General features: G+C 71.3%; 15 protein-coding genes, 1 tRNA gene and 1 riboswitch. Of the genes, 12 read left to right on the forward strand and 4 right to left on the reverse strand.

Annotated features, from left to right (window positions below; all coding sequences use genetic code 11):
* Positions 1 to 109 precede the first annotated feature (109 nt).
* Complete coding sequence (locus ACFYWM_RS13955; RefSeq protein WP_389913677.1) at positions 110 to 1,342, forward strand: deoxyguanosinetriphosphate triphosphohydrolase; 1,233 nt, start codon at positions 110 to 112, stop codon at positions 1,340 to 1,342.
* A 189-nt stretch (positions 1,343 to 1,531) separates the two neighbouring features.
* On the opposite strand, the gene ACFYWM_RS13960 is transcribed toward ACFYWM_RS13955, so the two are convergent.
* Positions 1,532 to 2,410, reverse strand: coding sequence for a M23 family metallopeptidase (locus ACFYWM_RS13960; RefSeq protein ID WP_389913679.1), 879 nt, complete (start codon positions 2,408 to 2,410; stop codon positions 1,532 to 1,534).
* A 228-nt stretch (positions 2,411 to 2,638) separates the two neighbouring features.
* Here ACFYWM_RS13960 and dnaG point away from each other — a divergent pair, with 228 nt between their 5' ends.
* From dnaG to ACFYWM_RS13980, 4 genes are all read left to right on the forward strand, one after another.
* Positions 2,639 to 4,492, forward strand: a complete 1,854-nt coding sequence (gene dnaG / locus ACFYWM_RS13965; RefSeq protein ID WP_389913682.1) for a DNA primase — start codon at positions 2,639 to 2,641, stop codon at positions 4,490 to 4,492.
* Positions 4,493 to 4,698: 206 nt separating this feature from the next.
* Positions 4,699 to 5,835 (forward strand): RNA polymerase sigma factor RpoD, encoded by a 1,137-nt coding sequence (gene rpoD, locus ACFYWM_RS13970; RefSeq protein ID WP_362872467.1) that lies wholly within the window; start codon positions 4,699 to 4,701, stop codon positions 5,833 to 5,835.
* A 245-nt stretch (positions 5,836 to 6,080) separates the two neighbouring features.
* Positions 6,081 to 7,382: a hypothetical protein gene (locus ACFYWM_RS13975; RefSeq protein WP_389913685.1), complete on the forward strand. Its 1,302-nt coding sequence runs from the start codon at positions 6,081 to 6,083 to the stop codon at positions 7,380 to 7,382.
* Positions 7,379 to 7,840 carry a hypothetical protein gene (locus ACFYWM_RS13980; protein WP_389913687.1) on the forward strand — a complete coding sequence of 154 codons (462 nt, stop codon included), beginning with the start codon at positions 7,379 to 7,381 and terminating at the stop codon, positions 7,838 to 7,840. Before ACFYWM_RS13975 ends, ACFYWM_RS13980 begins: the two co-directional genes overlap by 4 nt.
* 321 nt (positions 7,841 to 8,161) lie before the next feature.
* Here ACFYWM_RS13980 and ACFYWM_RS13985 read toward each other — a convergent pair whose 3' ends face one another.
* Positions 8,162 to 8,473, reverse strand: coding sequence for a YtxH domain-containing protein (locus ACFYWM_RS13985; protein WP_389913690.1), 312 nt, complete (start codon positions 8,471 to 8,473; stop codon positions 8,162 to 8,164).
* A gap of 170 nt (positions 8,474 to 8,643) precedes the next feature.
* Here ACFYWM_RS13985 and ACFYWM_RS13990 point away from each other — a divergent pair.
* The 3 genes from ACFYWM_RS13990 (at position 8,644) to ACFYWM_RS14000 (ending at position 11,191) form a co-directional block, all read left to right on the forward strand.
* Positions 8,644 to 8,719 (forward strand) — tRNA-Asn (locus ACFYWM_RS13990).
* A 270-nt stretch (positions 8,720 to 8,989) separates the two neighbouring features.
* Positions 8,990 to 10,261 (forward strand): nitric oxide synthase oxygenase, encoded by a 1,272-nt coding sequence (locus tag ACFYWM_RS13995; protein WP_389913693.1) that lies wholly within the window; start codon positions 8,990 to 8,992, stop codon positions 10,259 to 10,261.
* A 156-nt stretch (positions 10,262 to 10,417) separates the two neighbouring features.
* A complete protein-coding gene (locus ACFYWM_RS14000) occupies positions 10,418 to 11,191 on the forward strand; it encodes an enoyl-CoA hydratase-related protein (RefSeq protein ID WP_389913696.1) in 774 nt (257 codons plus the stop codon).
* A gap of 137 nt (positions 11,192 to 11,328) precedes the next feature.
* Here ACFYWM_RS14000 and ACFYWM_RS14005 read toward each other — a convergent pair whose 3' ends face one another.
* Complete coding sequence (locus ACFYWM_RS14005; RefSeq protein WP_389913699.1) at positions 11,329 to 12,066, reverse strand: TetR/AcrR family transcriptional regulator; 738 nt, start codon at positions 12,064 to 12,066, stop codon at positions 11,329 to 11,331.
* Between the two features lie 100 nt (positions 12,067 to 12,166).
* Here ACFYWM_RS14005 and ACFYWM_RS14010 point away from each other — a divergent pair, with 100 nt between their 5' ends.
* Together ACFYWM_RS14010 and ACFYWM_RS14015 are read left to right on the forward strand one after the other, a co-directional pair.
* The gene (locus ACFYWM_RS14010) at positions 12,167 to 13,159 is read left to right on the forward strand and encodes an ATP-binding cassette domain-containing protein (protein WP_389913701.1); all 993 of its coding nucleotides are present in this window, start codon (positions 12,167 to 12,169) and stop codon (positions 13,157 to 13,159) included.
* Positions 13,152 to 13,904, forward strand: coding sequence for an ABC transporter permease (locus tag ACFYWM_RS14015; RefSeq protein ID WP_389913704.1), 753 nt, complete (start codon positions 13,152 to 13,154; stop codon positions 13,902 to 13,904). The genes ACFYWM_RS14010 and ACFYWM_RS14015 overlap by 8 nt, the downstream gene beginning before the upstream one ends.
* A gap of 116 nt (positions 13,905 to 14,020) precedes the next feature.
* Here ACFYWM_RS14015 and ACFYWM_RS14020 read toward each other — a convergent pair whose 3' ends face one another.
* A complete protein-coding gene (locus ACFYWM_RS14020) occupies positions 14,021 to 14,542 on the reverse strand; it encodes a DUF402 domain-containing protein (RefSeq protein WP_389913707.1) in 522 nt (173 codons plus the stop codon).
* 52 nt (positions 14,543 to 14,594) lie between these two features.
* Positions 14,595 to 14,707: riboswitch (SAM riboswitch) on the forward strand.
* Positions 14,708 to 14,745: 38 nt separating this feature from the next.
* Between ACFYWM_RS14020 and ACFYWM_RS14025 the strand changes: the two genes are divergently transcribed.
* Together ACFYWM_RS14025 and ACFYWM_RS14030 are read left to right on the forward strand one after the other, a co-directional pair.
* Positions 14,746 to 15,690, forward strand: a complete 945-nt coding sequence (locus ACFYWM_RS14025; protein WP_389913710.1) for a glutathione S-transferase C-terminal domain-containing protein — start codon at positions 14,746 to 14,748, stop codon at positions 15,688 to 15,690.
* A complete protein-coding gene (locus ACFYWM_RS14030) occupies positions 15,687 to 17,456 on the forward strand; it encodes an FAD/NAD(P)-binding protein (protein ID WP_389913713.1) in 1,770 nt (589 codons plus the stop codon). Before ACFYWM_RS14025 ends, ACFYWM_RS14030 begins: the two co-directional genes overlap by 4 nt.
* The last annotated feature ends 26 nt before the right edge of the window (positions 17,457 to 17,482 follow it).

Raw genomic sequence — 17,482 nt, forward strand, 5'->3', positions numbered from 1 at the left:
CTTCGGTGCGCTCCGCGGAGGCGGGGAACGGCGGCGCATGCCCGGTAACCAGGTGTTTTCTCGCCGTTCGGCATAGGAGGGCCCTTTCGCGGATAAAATCAGGGCACTTATGCATGGCTACGACGAACACGATCAGGCCAGGTGGGTGCCGGAACCTCCCGGCAACCCCGAACGAAGCTCGTTCGAGCGAGACCGGGCGCGGGTGCTGCACAGCGCCGGGCTCCGCAGGCTCGCCGCCAAGACCCAGGTCGTCGGCCCCGGAGAGACCTTCGGCAGTGGCCAGCACATCCCCCGCACCCGCCTGACCCACTCCCTGGAGTGCGCGCAGATCGGCCGCGAGATGGGGGAGACCCTCGGCCGCGACCCCGATCTGGTGGAGACCGCCTGCCTGGCCCACGACCTCGGCCACCCGCCGTTCGGGCACAACGGCGAGACTGCGCTCAACGAGGTCGCCGCCGGGTGCGGGGGCTTCGAGGGCAACGCGCAGAGCCTGCGCCTGCTGACCCGGCTGGAGGCCAAGGTCGTCACCGAGGACGGCCGCAGCGCCGGGCTCAACCTCACCCGCGCCTCCCTGGACGCCGCCGTCAAATACCCGTGGACCCGCGAGACGAGTGCCAAGTACTGCGTCTACGACGACGACATGCCGGTCTTCGCGTGGATCAGGGAGGGCGCGCCCGAGGGGCAGGTCAGCTTCGAGGCCCAGATCATGGACTGGGCCGACGACGTCGCCTACTCCGTACACGACCTGGAGGACGCCCTGCACTCCGGCGGCGTGGTGCTGGAGGCGATGCGCGACCCGTCGGAGCGCCGCGAGGTCTGCGCGACCACCCGCGAGTGGTACGCCCCCGACGCCGAGCCCGGCGAGCTGGAGGACCTCTTCGGACGCCTGATCACCCAGCCGCTCTGGCCGCGCCACTTCGACCGCTCACTCGCCGACCTCGCCGCGATCAAGGGGCTGACCAGCTCGCTCATCGGCCACTTCTGCAGGTCCGCGGAGGTCGCCACCCGCGAGGCGTACGGACCGGCGGCCGGGCGCTACAGCGCGGACCTGATCGTGCCCAGGGCCACCCGGCTGCAGTGCGCGCTGCTCAAGGGGGTCACGGCCCACTACGTGATGACCAGCGACGCGCACAACGCCAACCAGGCCAGGCAGCGCGAGCTGATCCACGACCTGGCCCACCACATCATGCTGGGCGCCCCCGGCACCCTGGAGCCCGCGTTCAAGCCCGCCTTCACCAGGGCCGGCGGTGACGCCGGACGGCTCCGCGTGGTCATCGACCAGATCGCCTCGCTCACCGACACCTCCGCGGTCGCCTGGCACCGCGCCCTGGCGGGCCGCTGACCGGGCCGTGCTGGCCGGGGCGTGTCACGTTCCCGGCGCCCGGCCCGGGGTTCAGCGTCTCCCGCGGTCTACCACGGTCTCCCGCGGTCTTCCACGTCCCCGGAGGGCGGCGTGAAGGTCCAGGTCGAGACGCGGCGGCCCCGGCGGTGACGCGGACGAGCCCGCCGGAGGCCGGCGGAGATTACCGTGTCACGTTCCGTACATCAGGGTGCCGGTACCGGTGCCGCCCAGCGGGATCTGCTCCGGCTCCTGGGGCTTCGGCTTCCTGGTGGGCTTCTTCGTCGGCTGCGGCTTCGACGCGCACAGGGTGAAGCACCGGGGGGCCACGCCCGTCTGGTTCATCACGGCCTGCATCTCCTCGCGGGGGGAGAGCGTGGGATTGCCCTTCAGCCAGGCGTCCAGGTAGTCCCAGGGCTTGACCATGCCCCGGCGCACCCACCACATCGAGGACGGGGTCTTCCAGGAGATCGCGAAGTAGAGGTTGCTGGCGGTCGAGCGGGCGTTGCCCGAGTTGCCGACCTGGCCCAGGACCTGACCGGCGCTGACGCGCACTCCCGGCCTGATCCCCAGGGCGATCTTGTCCAGGTGGCCGCCGAGGTAGCGCACGCCGTCGTCGCCGACGACCGTGACGAACCGGCCCTCACGGTCGGCGCCGCGGTCGGTGGAGGGCGTCCACCGGTTCTTGGCGTTGACCTCGTCGACCACGCCGTTCACCGGCGAGACGAACGCGCAGCCCTTGCCCGCCCAGATCGTGGTCTTGGGCAGCACCAGGAGCCTGCTCTCGTAGGTGACCGAGCAGCCCTTCACCGGGAAGGCGTAGGTGTGCTTGGAAACCTTCGGCGGCGGGACGCGCACCGGGGGGTCGGCCTTGGGACGGTCGACCGCCGTCTGCCGGGGCGGGGTCGGGGTCGCCGCGGGCATGGTCGCGGTGACCGACGAGGCCGGTGACCCGGCCGCGGACTCCGTTCCGGGGGTCGGGGCCACCGTGCCGATGCCCGCGACCCCGCCCTGCGACGCGCAGGCCCCGGTGACGAGCACCGCGCCGGTCACGGCGGCCAATCGTGCCATATGCCCCGATCGCATGATCTCCACCCGCGTACATTATCGAGAATCCGCCTTTACCTTTGTAACCGACGTCCTGGTTGGTCACGACCACTTCGGGAAAGTCGTCGTTCCTCCTGTCCCTCCCCGTCCCTCCCGTCCCGGTGGTGGTGTCCCGGCCTGCCGGAAGATCGGAGCGGGGGGCGGGGCGGCTCGCCGCCCCGACCTGTCGGAGGGCCGGACTAGACTCGCGGCGTGGCAGGCCGGATCAGTGATGAGGACATCGCGCTCGTACGGGAGCGCTCACCGATCGCCGACATCGTGGGCGAGCACATCCAGCTCCGCAACGCGGGCGGCGGCAACCTGAAAGGGCTCTGCCCCTTCCACGAGGAGAAGAGCCCGTCCTTCAACGTGACCCCCACCCGGGGATACTGGTACTGCTTCGGTTGCGCCGAGGGCGGTGACGTCATCACCTTCGTCCGGCGCCTGGAGCACCTGTCGTTCGGCGAGGCGGTCGAGCGGCTGGCCAACCGGGCGGGCGTCCAGCTCCGCTACGAGCAGGGCGGCTACGTCCCCGGGCGCGAGCAGGGCGAGCGCATCCGCCTGATCGAGGCACACAAGGCGGCGGCGGAGTTCTACGTCTCGAAACTGTCCGCCCCCGACGCCGCGATCGGGCGCAGGTTCCTGTCGGAGCGCGGGTTCGAGCGGGTCGACGCCGAGCGCTTCGGCGTCGGATACGCCCCCGCCGAGTGGGAGGCCCTCTCACGGCACCTGATGGCCCGGGGCTTCACCACCGCGGAGCTGATCAAGGGCGGGCTGGCCAAGGAGGGGCGGCGCGGCCCGATCGACCGTTTCAGGGGACGGCTGGTCTGGCCGATCCGCGATATAACCGGCGATGTCATCGGTTTCGGCGCACGGAAATTGAACGACGCCGAAGACGGGCCGAAATACCTGAACACCCCGGAAAGCCCGCTCTACAAGAAGAGCGAGGTTCTCTACGGCGTCGACCTCGCCAAGCGCGAGATCTCCAAGCGTTCCCAGGCCGTGATCGTCGAGGGCTACACCGACGTGATGGCCTGCCACCTGTCGGGCGTGCCGACGGCGGTGGCCACCTGCGGCACCGCGTTCGGCGAGGAGCACATCAAGGTGCTCCGGCGGCTGCTGCTCGACCAGTCGGGGTCGCACGGCGAGGTGGTCTTCACCTTCGACGGCGACGCGGCGGGCCAGAAGGCGGCCCTGCGCGCCTTCGCCGACGAGCAGAAGTTCGTCACCCAGACCTTCGTCGCCGTGCAGGCCGACGGCCTCGACCCGTGCGACCTGCGCGTCAGGCACGGCGAGGCGGCCGTGCGCGACCTGATCGCCGGGCGCGAGCCGCTGTTCGCGTTCGCCATCCGCAGCGTGATCTCCCGCTACGACGTGAGCACCAACGAGGGACGGCTCTCCGCCCTCGACGCCGCCGCCCCGATCGTGGCGGGCATCAAGGACAGGTCCCTGCGCCAGCTGTACGCCGTCGACCTCGACCGGTGGCTGGGCTTCAACAACGAGCGCTTCGTCCTCGACCGGATCACCGAGGTCTCCTCGGCGGCGGCCCAGCCGCGCGCCCAGCGCCCCGCGGGGCCCCGCAAGGTCGCCGACCTCACCGATCCCAGTGTCCGGACCGAGGCGGAGGTGCTGCGATTGGCCGTGCAGCGTCCCGCGCTGCTCGGGCCGGGCTTCGAGGCGCTGGGCGCGGAGGCGTTCACGCTCGCCGAGCACGCGGCCCTCTACCGGCTGATCGTCGACTCCGGCGGCACCGCCACGGCGGGGCAGGGCGGGCGCGAGTGGGTCGACCTGCTGCTCGGCGGGGCCGAGGACTCCCTGCGCGGGGTCGTCACCCGGTTCGCCGTGGAGGAGCTGCGGGCCGACCTGGCGAGCGAGGAGCGCTACGCCTCGGCCATGCTGGCGGCCTTGGAGCTCGTCTCGGTGGCGCGGGCCATCGAGCAGCTCAAGTCGAGGATGCAGCGGACGAACCCGGTCGACGAGCAGCAGGAGTACAACCGGTTGTTCGGGGAGCTGGTCGCGCTGGAACAGCAGCGGCGGGTGCTCAAGGACCGCGCCGCCGGGAGCTGACGGCGCGCCGGAACGGTGGCGGCGGTTCGCGTGGATCGCGCCGCCGGGAGCTGACGGCGTAATTGGCATTAATATCCGCGGGCTGATTACACCAAACCCGAATAAGGTCTCGATCCGATAATGATCGCGGCCTTACCTCCGGTGACAAAAATAGGTCTGCCATTTAGGGGACCCAATACAGCAGACTGTCTCCCGTGGGTGCATCGGTGCTGCCAAGTGGGCCGCCATCGGTAGACCAGGTGGCCGACCTCGTCACGAAGGGAAGGGAGCGCGGAAGCGTCACGGTCGATGACGTGGCCGCCGCTCTCGACAAGTCCGAGCTGCCGTCCGACGCGCTCGAACGCGTCGTCCGCATGCTCGCCGAGCACGGAGTGGAGGTCCTCGAGCCCCAGGGCGACGAGGAGCCCGTCCGGGCCGATGAGGAGGATGTCGGAAAGAGGGCCCCGACCAGCGATCTTGTCCGCATCTACCTGCGGGAGATCGGTCGCGTGCCCCTGCTCACGGCCGAGGAGGAGGTGGAGCTCGCCAAGTCCATCGAGGCGGGCCTGTTCGCCGAGGACAAGCTGACCAGCGTCGTCTCGCGCCTGGTCTTCCCGGAGTTCAAGGAGCTCGCCTGGCAGGGCACGCGCGCCAAGCAGCGGCTGATCGAGGCCAATCTGCGGCTGGTCGTGTCAATCGCCAAAAGATATGTGGGACGCGGGATGCTGTTCCTGGATCTCATCCAGGAGGGCAACCTCGGGCTCATCCGGGCGGTCGAGAAATTCGACTACACCAAGGGCTACAAGTTCTCCACATATGCCACCTGGTGGATTCGCCAGGCGATCACCCGGGCCATCGCGGACCAGGCGCGCACCATTCGGATTCCGGTGCACATGGTCGAGACGATCAACAAGCTGGTACGGGTCCAGCGCCAGCTCCACCAGGATCTCGGCCGCGAGCCCGCGCCCGAGGAGATCGCCATGGAGATGGACCTGCCGATCGACCGGGTGATCGAGATTCAGCGGATCGCCCAGGAGCCGGTGTCGCTGCAGTCGCCGATCGGCGAGGAGGACTCCGACCTCGGAGACTTCATCGAGGACGCGGACGCGGTGGTGCCGATGGAGGCGGCGGCCTTCATCATGCTGCAGGACCAGCTCGACGACATCCTCGCGACCCTCTCCGACCGTGAGCAGCGCATCATCCAGCTGCGCTTCGGGCTCGCGGACGGACATCCCCGGACCCTGGAGGAGGTCGGCAGGGAGTTCGGCGTGACGCGCGAGCGCATCCGGCAGATCGAGTCGAAGACCCTGGCCAAGCTCAGGCACCCGACGCGGGCGCAGATGCTTCGCGACTACCTCGACTGAGGAGCCACACGGCGCGGGCCCCGGGAACAGAAGTTCCCGGGGCCCGCGCCGTTGCGCGGGGCCTGTTGGTGGTCGTGGAACAGAAGTTCCCGGGGCCCGCGCCGTTGTGCGGGGTCTGTTGTGGTGGTCGTGGAACAGAAGTTCCCGGGGCCCGCGCCGTTGCGCGGGGCCCGCGTCATCTCTCTTCGGCGCATTCGGGGCGGGCCGGGCTGTTCTCCCGGCCGATACAGGCGCAGACTGGGCGGATGGAGTCGCGAGCGGCGGTTGACGACGCCGCGCTCGGGCGCGAGGCGTGGTCCGTGCTCGACGCGAACTGGACGGGGTCCGCGACCGTCCCCGCGCCCGGCCTCTACCCGCACCAGTGGAACTGGGACTCCACCTTCGTCGCGATCGGCCTGGCCCGCTGGGACACCCGCAGGGCCGGAACCGAGCTGATCAGCCTGCTGGCGGGACAGTGGGGCACCGGGATGGTGCCGCACATCGTCTTCCACCCCGTCGACGCGGAGGGCTACTTCCCCGGCCCCTCGGTCTGGCGCTCCCCTGAGCACCCGGCCTCTCCCAACGCCGTGTGCACCTCCGGGCTGACGCAGCCGCCGCTGCACGCGCTGGCCCTGTGGTGGATATGGCGGCACGCGGCCGACCGCGACACGGCCGTGGCACTCGTACGGCGGATCTATCCGATGCTGGCCGCCCAGCACGACTACCTCGCCACCTCCAGGGACCTCGGCGGGGGAGGGCTGGCCGCGATCGTGCACCCGTGGGAGTCCGGGATGGACGACAGCCCCGCCTGGGACGCGCCGCTGGAGGCGCTGCCCTCGGTGCGCCACGCCTACCACCGGCGCGAGGAGCCCTCCGAACGGCGTCCCGACAGCCGCCACGACCGCTACATGGCCCTCGCCCTGGGCTACCGGGACTCCGGCTACGACCCGGCCTACCTGCGGGACGAGCATCCGTTCGCGGTCGAGGACCCGATGTTCAACGGGATCTGGCTCGCCTCCTGCCAGGCGCTCGCCGAGCTGGCCCCGGTGGCGGGCGTGGACGCGGGCCCGTACCGGGAGGCGGCGGAGCGGATCCGCGCGGCGCTGCTGGACCGTCTCTGGGACGACGGCGTCTTCCGTGCCCGCGACCTGCGCGGCGGGCGGCTCAGCCCCGTCTGCACGGTCGGCTGCTTCGGGCCGATGCTCGACCAGGAGATGCCCGCCGACCGGGTCGCGGAGCTGGTGAGGGTGCTGGAGTCGGCCCGTTTCATGGGGGCCGCCGGATACCCGGTGCCGAGCTGCGAGATCCGCGCCCAGCAGTTCGACCGGTCCTGCTACTGGCGGGGGCCGTCCTGGGTGAACACCAACTGGCTGCTGCGGCGGGCGGCGGGCACGCACGACCTGCCGGGACTGGCGCGGCTGCTCGGCTCGGGCACCCTGCGTCTCGTACGGCAGGCGGGTTTCCGCGAGTGCTTCGACCCCTTCGACGGCAGCGGGCGGGGCAGCCGGGACTTCTCCTGGTCGGCCGCGCTCACCCTCGACCTGCTGGCGGATACCGTGGAGCGGTGAAGCTCTTCAATCGCATGCCCTCAGCGGTCCGCGCGGCCGTCGTTCCCGGCGACCGGGTGCTCGCCTACGCCGAGGGGCCCGACGGCTACGTGATCGCCGCGGACAAGGCCCTCTATCTGGGCGGTGAACGCCTGCCCTGGTTCCGGGTGGACCGCGGGGTGTGGGACGAGGAGGGGCTGACGGTCGGCACCACCGACGGGCGCTCGCACCGGGCGCTGCTGCCCGAACCCGGCCGGATCCCCGAGGCCGTGCGGGAGCGGGTGACCGCCTCCATCGTGGTCAACCAGTACGTCCCGCTGGACGCGCGAGGGGGAGTACGGCTGGTGGCGAGGAGAGCCGACGCCGACCAGTTGATCTGGGAGTTCGTCTTCGACTCCGGCCTCGATCCGGAGGACCCCGGCCTGCGCGCCCTCGCGGAGCAGGCGCTTGAGGAGACACGCCGGAGCTTCGGCGTCTGAGAGTCGCCCGGGTGACACGCGCCGGAGCCTTGGCGTCAGAGAAGGCGCCTGGGGGGTGACACGCCGGAGTTTCGGCGTCCGAGAGGCGCCTTGAGATGGAACGCCGGAGCCTCGGTGTCCGAGAGGCGCCTTGGGGCGACATATCGGAGTTTCGGTGTCCGAGAAGGCGCCTGGGGGTGGCACGCCGGAGCCTCGGTGTCCGAGAGGCGCCTGAGAAGGTGCCTGGGAATCGGGCCCGGACACGCGAAAGGCCCCTGGCGGGGCCTTTCGCATCCGGCGGGCCGTTCCCGGCCCGTGAGCGCCGAGGGGGCGGCGGTGAGATCAGTAGGGCGCGTTGGTCCTCTGGTTCTCCGGCCAGCCGGTGCCCGTGTCGTCGTGCTCCTCACCGTGCCAGCCGTTGGCCGAACGCAGGAACGGCAGCCGGTTCCTCGCCACGTCGCTGACCTTGGTCCTGGCCACGCCCGTCGCCTTGGAGACCTTGGCGCCCATCAGGCCGGCCGTCTCCTGCACGGTGGGATTGTCGGAAAACCGCTGGGCCAGCTGCTTGATCTGCTCGTAACGTTCCCGGCCGGCGCGGCTCCCCAGGATGTAGCCGACCGCGAACCCCACCCCGAGCATCAATCGATAACGCATGTCCACCTCCACAAGCATGTTCCGCGGACCCTGTCCTGTGATCACTCGCGGATCGCCTCGTCTCGCACCTACCCCGGAGTATCGATGCGACACACACCCATGGAGTGCGCTAATCTATTCCTGCGCCGCAAGGAACGGGGAACACCCGGTCCGACCAGCGCAAAGCGCAATCCCGTGTAGCTCAATCGGCAGAGCAGCCGGCTGTTAACCGGCAGGTTATAGGTTCGAGTCCTATCGCGGGAGCCAGTGAAAGGCCCCGGAAGCCCCGCTTCCGGGGCCTTCGTCGTATCCCGTTTCGATTCGGCGGGCTCCTCACCTCGCGATTCGCCGGACAAACCACGGTGAATCACAGAAAATGAGGAACGCTGCGCCCGGTGCCGCCCTGATCGCGGTGAGTGATCCGTGCGCGGCTGCCGCGGACAACAGCGATCGCAGCGGGGAAGGGCCGCCGCGTTCAGGGCACCGCACCGCCCGGAACGGTCGTCGTGCCCGTGAGCCACAATTGGCGGTCTTTCTGTGCTGACCTGGCGAAGGTCCCGGCGGCGTGCGCCGGATCCGGTCCGCGACGTCCCCGGTGTCCCGGACGTCTCCGGTGTCCCCGGCGTCCCCGGCGTCCCGGACGTCTCCGGTGTCCCCGGCGTCCCCGGTTTTCTCCGTGCCCCCGAGGTGCCCCCGGTCGACGTGGCGGCGGCCGAGGACTATCTCCGGCTCTTCCACGCGGAGAATCCCGGGGCGGGAGTCCTGCGGGAACGCCTGCGCGAGGTCCGTCAGGAGATCGCCAGGAGCGGGACGTACACCCACACTCCCGGTGAGCTGATCTTCGGCGCCCGGGTGGCCTGGCGCAACAGCGGCAGGTGCATCGGGCGCCTGTACTGGCGCTCGCTGCGGGTACGCGACCGGCGGCACGTCACCACGGCCGAGGGGGTCGCCGTCGAGTGCGTGAACCACCTGCGGGACGCGGCGCCGAGCCGCCGGATCCGCCCGACGATCACCGTGTTCCCCCAGGACCGTCCGGGGGCCCCGGGGCCGCGGATCTGGAACGAGCAGCTCATCCGGTACGCGGGGTACGCGATGGAGGACGGCTCGGTCGTCGGCGACCCCCGCTACACCGGTTTCACCTCGATGCTGCGCGAGCTGGGCTGGCCCGGTGGTCCGGGCAGCCCCTTCGACGTCCTCCCGCTGGCGGTCTCGATGGGGGACGGGCGGCCGCTGCTGTCCACGATCCCCGGCGACGCCGTGCTGGAGGTCCCGCTCTCACACCCCACCCACCCGTGGTTCGAGCAGCTGGGGCTGCGCTGGCACGCGGTGCCGGTCATCTCGAACATGTGCCTGGAGATCGGCGGGATCTGCTACCGGGCGGCCCCGTTCAACGGCTGGTACATGGGCACCGAGATCGGCGCCCGCAACCTGGCCGACACCGACCGCTACGACCTGATGCCGCTCATCGCCCGGCGCATGGGACTGGACACCGAGAGTGACCGGTCGCTCTGGCGGGACTACGCGCTGGTGGAGCTGAACAGGGCGGTGCTGCACTCCTTCGAGCGGGCGGGGGTGACGATGACCGACCACCACACCGAGTCCAGGCACTTCCTGATGCACCTGGAACGCGAGGAGAAGGAGGGGCGGGTCTGCCCGGCCGACTGGACCTGGATCGTGCCCCCCATGTCGGCCTCGGCCACGCCGGTCTTCCACCGCTACTACGAGGACCGGCTGCTGTCGCCGAACTTCGTCCACCATCCGGACTCGCTGGGGCGCGCGCTCGGCCGCTGGGCCGCTACGGAAAGCTGATCAAGGGCTTCCGGCTCTCCTGCCCTCCCCGGTCCGCGCCACGGGTGAGGATCCGGTCCACCCGCACATGCTGACGCCGGGGAGGGAAAAGGTGTAGAACGATATTCTGTGGCTCTCCGGGTGAGAGCCCCGGTGGGCTTCCGGAGGGGATGCGGGATGGTCGATCTGGTGCTGTCGTCGATCGAGCGGGGCGTGCTGACGCTGACGTTCAACCGCCCGGACCGGCTCAACGCCTGGACCGACGAGATGGGCCGCCGCTACTTCGACCAGCTGGCCGAGGCCGAGAAGGACCCCGAGGTCCGGGTGATCGTGGTGACCGGCGCGGGACGGGGCTTCTGCGCCGGGGCGGACTTCCAGACGCTCACCTCCCTGCAGGACGGCTCCTACGCGGGGCAGCCCGACCCGCGTCCCACCACCTTCCCGACCACGGTCCGCAAGCCGATCATCGCCGCCGTCAACGGCGCCTGCGCCGGGCTCGGCATGGTCCACGCCCTACTCTGCGACCTGGTCTTCACCGCCGCCGAGGCCAAGTGGACCACCGCCTTCGCCCGGCGCGGCCTGATCGCCGAGTACGGCATGTCGTGGGTCCTGCCCCGCCTGGCCGGTCAGGCCAGGGCCATGGACCTGCTGCTGTCGGGACGCACCTTCACCGGTGCCGAGGCGTACGAGCTGGGCCTGGCCGGCCGGTCGGTGCCCGGGGAGAGGCTGATGGAGGAGACGCTGGCCTACGCCCACGAGCTGGCGACGCACAGCTCCCCGGCCTCGATGGCGGTGATCAAGCGCCAGGTCTGGGGTGACTGGCAGCAGAGCCTGGAGGTGTCGGAGAAGACCGCGACGCGCCTGATGGCCGAGTCCTTCACCCGGCCGGACTTCGTCGAGGGCGTCGCCAGCTTCGTCGAGCGCCGCGCCCCGGGGTTCCCGCCCCTGTAGGTCCCCGCAGGTCCCCTCGCGGGCGGGAGCGGCGGCCTTTCCCGCGAGGCGGCCGGGGTTCCCGTCCCCGTAGCCCCGGCCGGTTCCTTCCCCGGCGGTGGTGAACGCGGGCCCGGGTGGCGCGAAGGTGTTCCGGGTCAGGGAGGTGGTTCTCCGGTCACGAGCGCCGCGAGGCCGTCGAGGATGCGGTCCATGCCGAAGGCGAACTCGTCGTCGGGGCCGCTGGACATGTCGAAGACCCGGGCCCGGAGAAGCTCGTGGATCTCGGGGAAGCGCTCGGCGTCGGTCAGTTTGGCGAGTGTCCGGCCGTAGCCGGACAGCGCCTCCTCGTCGGTGACCCGGGAGGCGTCGAAGGAGTCCTGGAGATCGGCCAGGAGCCCGACCTCGGTCCTAACGAAGCCGTTGACCAGCAGCAGCGACGCCATCTTCGTGCCTGAGTCCAGGCCGGTGCCGCGCAGGCAGCGCAGCCCGGCCTCCAGCCAGGCGACGTGGTTGGGCATGATCCCCGGGCCCGTGATGGGGATGCGCAGCGACCAGGGGTGCCGCTGCAGGGCGGCGCGCATGGCGGCGGCCCACCGGTGGACGCCGTGCCGCCAGTCGTCGCCGGGCTCCGGGAGCGGGGGAGGCGGGCCGAGCACCGCGTCCGTGATGAGCATGAGCAGGTCGCCCTTGGAGGAGACGTAGCGGTAGAGCGCCATCGTCGAGACGTCGAGCTCGGTGGCGATCTTGCTCATCGAGACCGCGGCGAGTCCCTCCGCCGAGCCCACCCGCAGGGCGGCCTCCACGATGTGCTCCAGGCTCAGGGTGCGCTTGGGCCCCTTGCCCGGCCGCTCGCGCAGGCCCCAGGCGATCTCCACGCTCTCCGGCACTTCCATCGCGCTCCCGGGCTTGACCGTCCTTTCCTGCGAGTGTATACCTTACGCAATACCGCGTATGCCATAAACAGTAGAGCGTACGCCATACACAGGAGGGGTAGTGGAGCCAGCGATAGAGGTGAGCGGCCTCACCAAGTCCTACGGCCGGGTCGCCGTCCTGACCGGCGTCGACCTGCGCGTCGCGAGCGGCAGCGTGTACGCGCTGCTCGGTTCCAACGGCGCGGGCAAGACGACGACCGTGCGTACCCTGGCGACGCTGGTCACGCCGGACGCGGGCCGGGCCACGGTCGCCGGGTTCGACGTCGTGCGCGACCGCCGCCGCGTCCGCCGCGCCATCAGCCTGACCGGCCAGCACGCGGCGGTCGACGAGTTGCTCACCGGGGAGGAGAACCTGCGGATGATGGGCCGCCTGTCCGGCCTGTCACGCGGAGGGGCCCGCCGCAGGGCGGCCGAGCTGCTGGAGCGGTTCGACCTGGTCGAGGCGGGGAGGCGGCGGGTCGGCACGTACTCGGGGGGAATGTGGCGGCGCCTGGACCTGGCCGCGGGGCTGGTCGGCGCGCCGTCGGTGATCTTTCTCGACGAGCCGACCACGGGACTCGACGTGCGGAGCAGGCAGGCGATGTGGGAGGTGATCACCCGCCTCACCGGCTCGGGCACCACGGTCTTCCTGACCACCCAGTACCTGGAGGAGGCCGACAGCCTGGCCGACAGGATCGCGCTGCTCGACGGCGGGCGGGTGGTGGCGGAGGGCACCGCCGACGAGCTCAAGGCGAGGGTCGCCGCCTGGCGGCTGGACCTCGTCCTGGCCGACACCCGGTCGTTCGCCGAGGTGACGCGCCTGCTCGGGGCGCGTGCCGTCCACGCCGATCCCGGCAGGCTGACGGTCGGGGCGGCCACCGACGGGAGCGCCGCGGGGATCCGCGCGCTGCTGGACGAGGTGGACCCGGGGCGTTCGGCGGTCGAGAGGTTCACCGTGCGGGGCGCCACGCTCGACGACGCGTTCCTCGCGCTGACGAGCAAGGAGCACAGGGAGTCGGCGGACGGGGAAGCGGCGGGCAGGAAGACGATGAACGGGGAGCGGGCCGGTGTCTGATCTCGTCGCCTGGCCGGTCATGACCGGCCGCGCCGTCCGCCTGTCGCTGCGCAACCTCGACGCGCTGCTCACCTCGTTCCTGATGCCCGTCCTGGTCATGCTGCTGTTCGTCTACCTGTTCGGCGGCGCGATCCAGACCGGCGTCGACTACGTCACCTACGCCGTCCCCGGCATCCTCGTCATGTGCGCCTCCTACGGCGCCTCCCTGACCGCGGTCGCCGTCAGCCATGACATGAGCCGGGGGATCGTCGACAGGTTCAGGTCGATGGACGTCGGCGGCGGGGCGTTCCTGGGCGGGCACGTGGCCGCCAGCACCGTGCGCAACCTCGCCTCGCTCGTCATCGTGTTCGCGGTCGCGTTCCTGCTCGGCTTCCGGGCGGAGGCGGGCCTGTCCGGCTGGGCCGCGGCGGTGGGCGTACTGGTGGTGTTCGTCCTGGCCGTCTCCGCGGTCTCGGCCGTGGTCGGCCTGCTGTCCAGGACGCCGGAGGCGGCGGGCGGCTTCACCTTCGTGGTGATGTTCCTGCCCTATCCGAGCAGCGCCTTCGTCCCGGTGCACACCATGCCCGAGTGGCTGCACGGGTTCGCGGAGAACCAGCCGGCCACGCCGATCATCGAGTCCGTGCGCGGGCTGCTGCTCGGTCAGCCGGTGGGGAGCGACCCGTGGAAGGCACTGGCCTGGTGCGGCGGCTTCCTGCTGGTCTCGGCGATCCTCTCCGGCAGGCTGTTCCGCAACCGCACCCGTTAAGACCGCCGGGAGCCGTGCTGGGGGCCGTTCCGGAGGGCGCCGCCCCCGGCACGGCCGTCCGTGCGGGACGCGTCACGCCGGACGATCGGACAGGCGGGGAGCCGGAGGGCCGGGGCTCAGGTGACCAGGGCGAGCCAGCGCGGCGCGTCGCCGAAGGGGGCGGTGCCGGAGGTGACGGCCTCCATCAGCCAGGCGGCCGAGGCGCGGGCGTTCTCCACCACGCCGGACGGGTAGTCGTACTTCACCCGGTGCTCCTCGAACTCGTCCTCGTCGTCCAGGAAGACCCTGCTCGGACGGCCCTTCAGCAGGTTGCGGCGGGTCCGGATCACGTCGAGGTCCAGGTCGACCATGGTGACCTCACCGTCTCTCCACTCCGGCACCGTGGAGATGTCGCAGTAGATCTCGTGTTTGTGCGGGGCGGCGTTGAAGGCGGCCGTCCACCAGGCGTCGCGGGGGAAGAGCATCACGAACGGATGCGGCCAGGCGACCGCGGGACCGTCGCCCTTGTGGCCGCTGGAGCCGGCCACGCAGCCCGTCCACACCCCGTGCTCGTCCTCGCCGAGCAACAGGCCGCGGTGGTGCCAGTGCAGTGACCCGTCGTACTTGCGATAGACCACATTCACGCTCTCATAGGACATTCCCCGACACTAAGGCTTGACAGAGATCTATGTATTTCCTACCTTCTAAATAGGTTAAGAGTGTCAGTGAGAAGCCCCGGCTGGCTGACCGGCAACCCTCGCACCGCGGCGGGGTGCCCCCGGGGGAGACCTGGCGGCACGGTGGGCGTGCCGCAAGCGCGGACCCCTCACCAGGGTCACCGAGACATGCCCGGGAGTGCCACATGTCGAAGACCAGCACACTGAACCACGCGAGCCCCGTCGACCTCGACACCCACGGCCACTACCGGCCCGGTGCCAGGCCCGGCCCGCGCTACCCCTTCCAGGGGCGCATCGGCACACCCGCCTTCCCCGCCGAGCCGGGCCGCTACCACCTCTACGTCGCGGCCGTCTGTCCGTACGCGCAGCGCGCGGCCATCGTGCGCTCCCTCAAGGGGCTCCAGGACGTGGTCTCGCTGTCCTACGTCGACGACGAGCGCGACGGTCGCGGATGGGCGTTCCGCGAGCGGCGCGGGGCCGACCCGGTGAACGGGTTCACCGTCCTGCGGCAGGCGTACGAGGCGACCGAGCCGGGATTCGACGGGCACGTCTCGGTGCCGGTGCTGTGGGACAGGACGACCGGCCGCATCGTCAGCAACGACTTCCCCGACATCACGATCGACCTCGCCACCCGGTTCGGCGGCGACCCCGAGGCCGACCTCTACCCCGAGGAGCTCAGGCCGGAGATCGACGAGCTCAACGCGAGGATCTACGAGTACGTCAACACGGCGGCGGGCCGCGTGGCGGCGGCCACTACCGAGACCGCGTACACCGAGGCGCGCGCGGCCGTGGTCGCCTTCCTCGACGAGCTGGACGACCGCCTGGCCGACCGCAGGTTCCTGTTCGGCTCGGGGATCACCGAGGCGGACGTGCGGCTCTGGCCGTCCCTGCTCCGCTTCGACCTGAGCGACAACCCGGCGGCCAGGATCAGCGAGCGCCCGCTCACCGCCTTCCCCAACCTGTGGGACTACGCCAGGGACCTGTACGCCCACCCCGCCTTCCGTGAGAACACCGACCTCACCGCGATCTCCTCCGGTTTCTCCGGGAAGGGCGAGACCGACGCCTGGCGGGTCCCGGTCGAGCCACTGCACGCCGACTGGGACCAGCCGCACCGCAGAGCCGCCGTATGAGTGCCTCGATCGCCGTCGTCGGCGCGGGGCCGACGGGCACCTGCCTGGTGGAGCGCATCTGCGCCAACGCCGCCGACCTGCTCGGCTGGCCGTCGCTGGACGTCCACGTGATCGACCCCCACCCGCCGGGCGGCGGGCGCGTCTGGCGCCGCGACCAGCCGGACCTGCTCTGGATGAACTCCGCCGCGGGCGACGTGACGCTCTTCACCGACGAGTCGGTGCGCTGCGAGGGGCCGATCCACCCCGGGCCCACGCTGGCCGAGTGGCTCGGCGGCGACCCGGGCCGGTTCGCCTCCCGCCCGGCGCAGAACGGCTACCTCTCCCACGTCTTCCGGCAGGCGGTGGCGAACGCCCCGCGCGGCGTCCGGGTGCACGTGCACGACGCCCGAGCCGTCGACCTCGCCAACGTTCCCGGCGGCCAGGTGGTGCGGCTGGAGGACGGCCGGACGGTCGAGGCCGACGCGGTGATCCTGGCCCAGGGGCACGGCGACGTTACCCCGACCAGGGAGGAGGGCGCGCTCGCCGGCCTGGCCTCGCGCTCGGGGCTGCGCTACCTGCCCACCGGCTACGCGGCGGACCTCGACCTGGACGGCATCCCCGCCGGGGAACCGGTGGTCATGCGGGGGATGGGGCTCGCCTTCGTCGACCTGATGGTGCTGCTCACCTCGGGCCGGGGCGGCCGGTTCGTCCGCGAGTACGACGGGGAGCTGGTCTACCTGCCCAGCGGGCGCGAGCCGCTCCTGCACGTGGGGTCGCGGCGCGGGGTGCCGTACCACTCCAAGACCGGCTACCCCTTCACGGGCGTCCGGCCGCCGGTGCCGCGCTTCCTCACCCGCGAGACACTGGGCGAGGCGCTGGGCGAGGGGCCGTGGAACTTCCGCCGGGACGTGTGGCCGCTGGTCGCCAAGGAGCTGGCCTTCGCGTACTACCACGAGCTCGTCACCGCCCACCCCAAGCGCGTCAAGCGGGGATGGGCGGAGTTCGAGGAGGTCTTCGCGGCCGAGGAGTGGCGCAGCCTCGGGATGCGCAAGCTGATCCGCGAGACCGTGCCCCGGCACCCGGACCGGCTCGACTTCGACCGGCTCGACCGGCCGCTGACCGGCATCCGGTTCGGCGACCAGGCGGGCCTGCGGAAGTGGATGCACGGCTATCTCGCCGTCGACCTGGAGCGGCGCTCGGACCCCGCGCACAGCGCCGACCACGCGATGATCCTCGGGTTGCTCTCCGTCTACGGAGTCCTCGCCGAGGCGGGCGTCTTCGACCCGTGGTTCGGCGGGTTCTTCAGCTACGTCGCCAGCGGCCCGCCGGGACCCCGGCTGGAGGAGCTGCGCGCCCTGGCCAGGGCCGGGGTGGTCACCTTCCTCGGCGCGGACCTCAAGGTCGACCACCACGACGGGCGCTGGCGGGCGCAGAGCCCCACCGTGCCCGGCGGCGTGGCCGCCACGACCCTCGTCGAGGCCAGGCTGCCCGCGCCCAGCGTGAGCCGGGCCGTCGACCCGCTCGTCACCGCGCTCCGCGACCGGGGCGAGCTCGACGAGGAGTCGGGCCTGGTGAACGTACGGCCCGCCGACCGGCGCCTGCTCGACAGGTCGGGCACCCCGCACCCCCGCAGGTTCGCCTTCGGCCCCTGGGTCGTCGGCGGCCGGGCCACCGCCGGCTTCGCCAGGCCCCGCCTCGACGCCCCGCTCTTCCGCCACGCCGACGCCCTCGCCCGGATCGTGCTGTCCGAGGCCGCCGGAACCCAGATCAGACGGCACGTCGCATGAAGCGCCCCGAGTCGACCAGACACGTC

Source organism: Streptosporangium sp. NPDC002721, assembly GCF_042888905.1.
Classification (GTDB): domain Bacteria; phylum Actinomycetota; class Actinomycetes; order Streptosporangiales; family Streptosporangiaceae; genus Streptosporangium.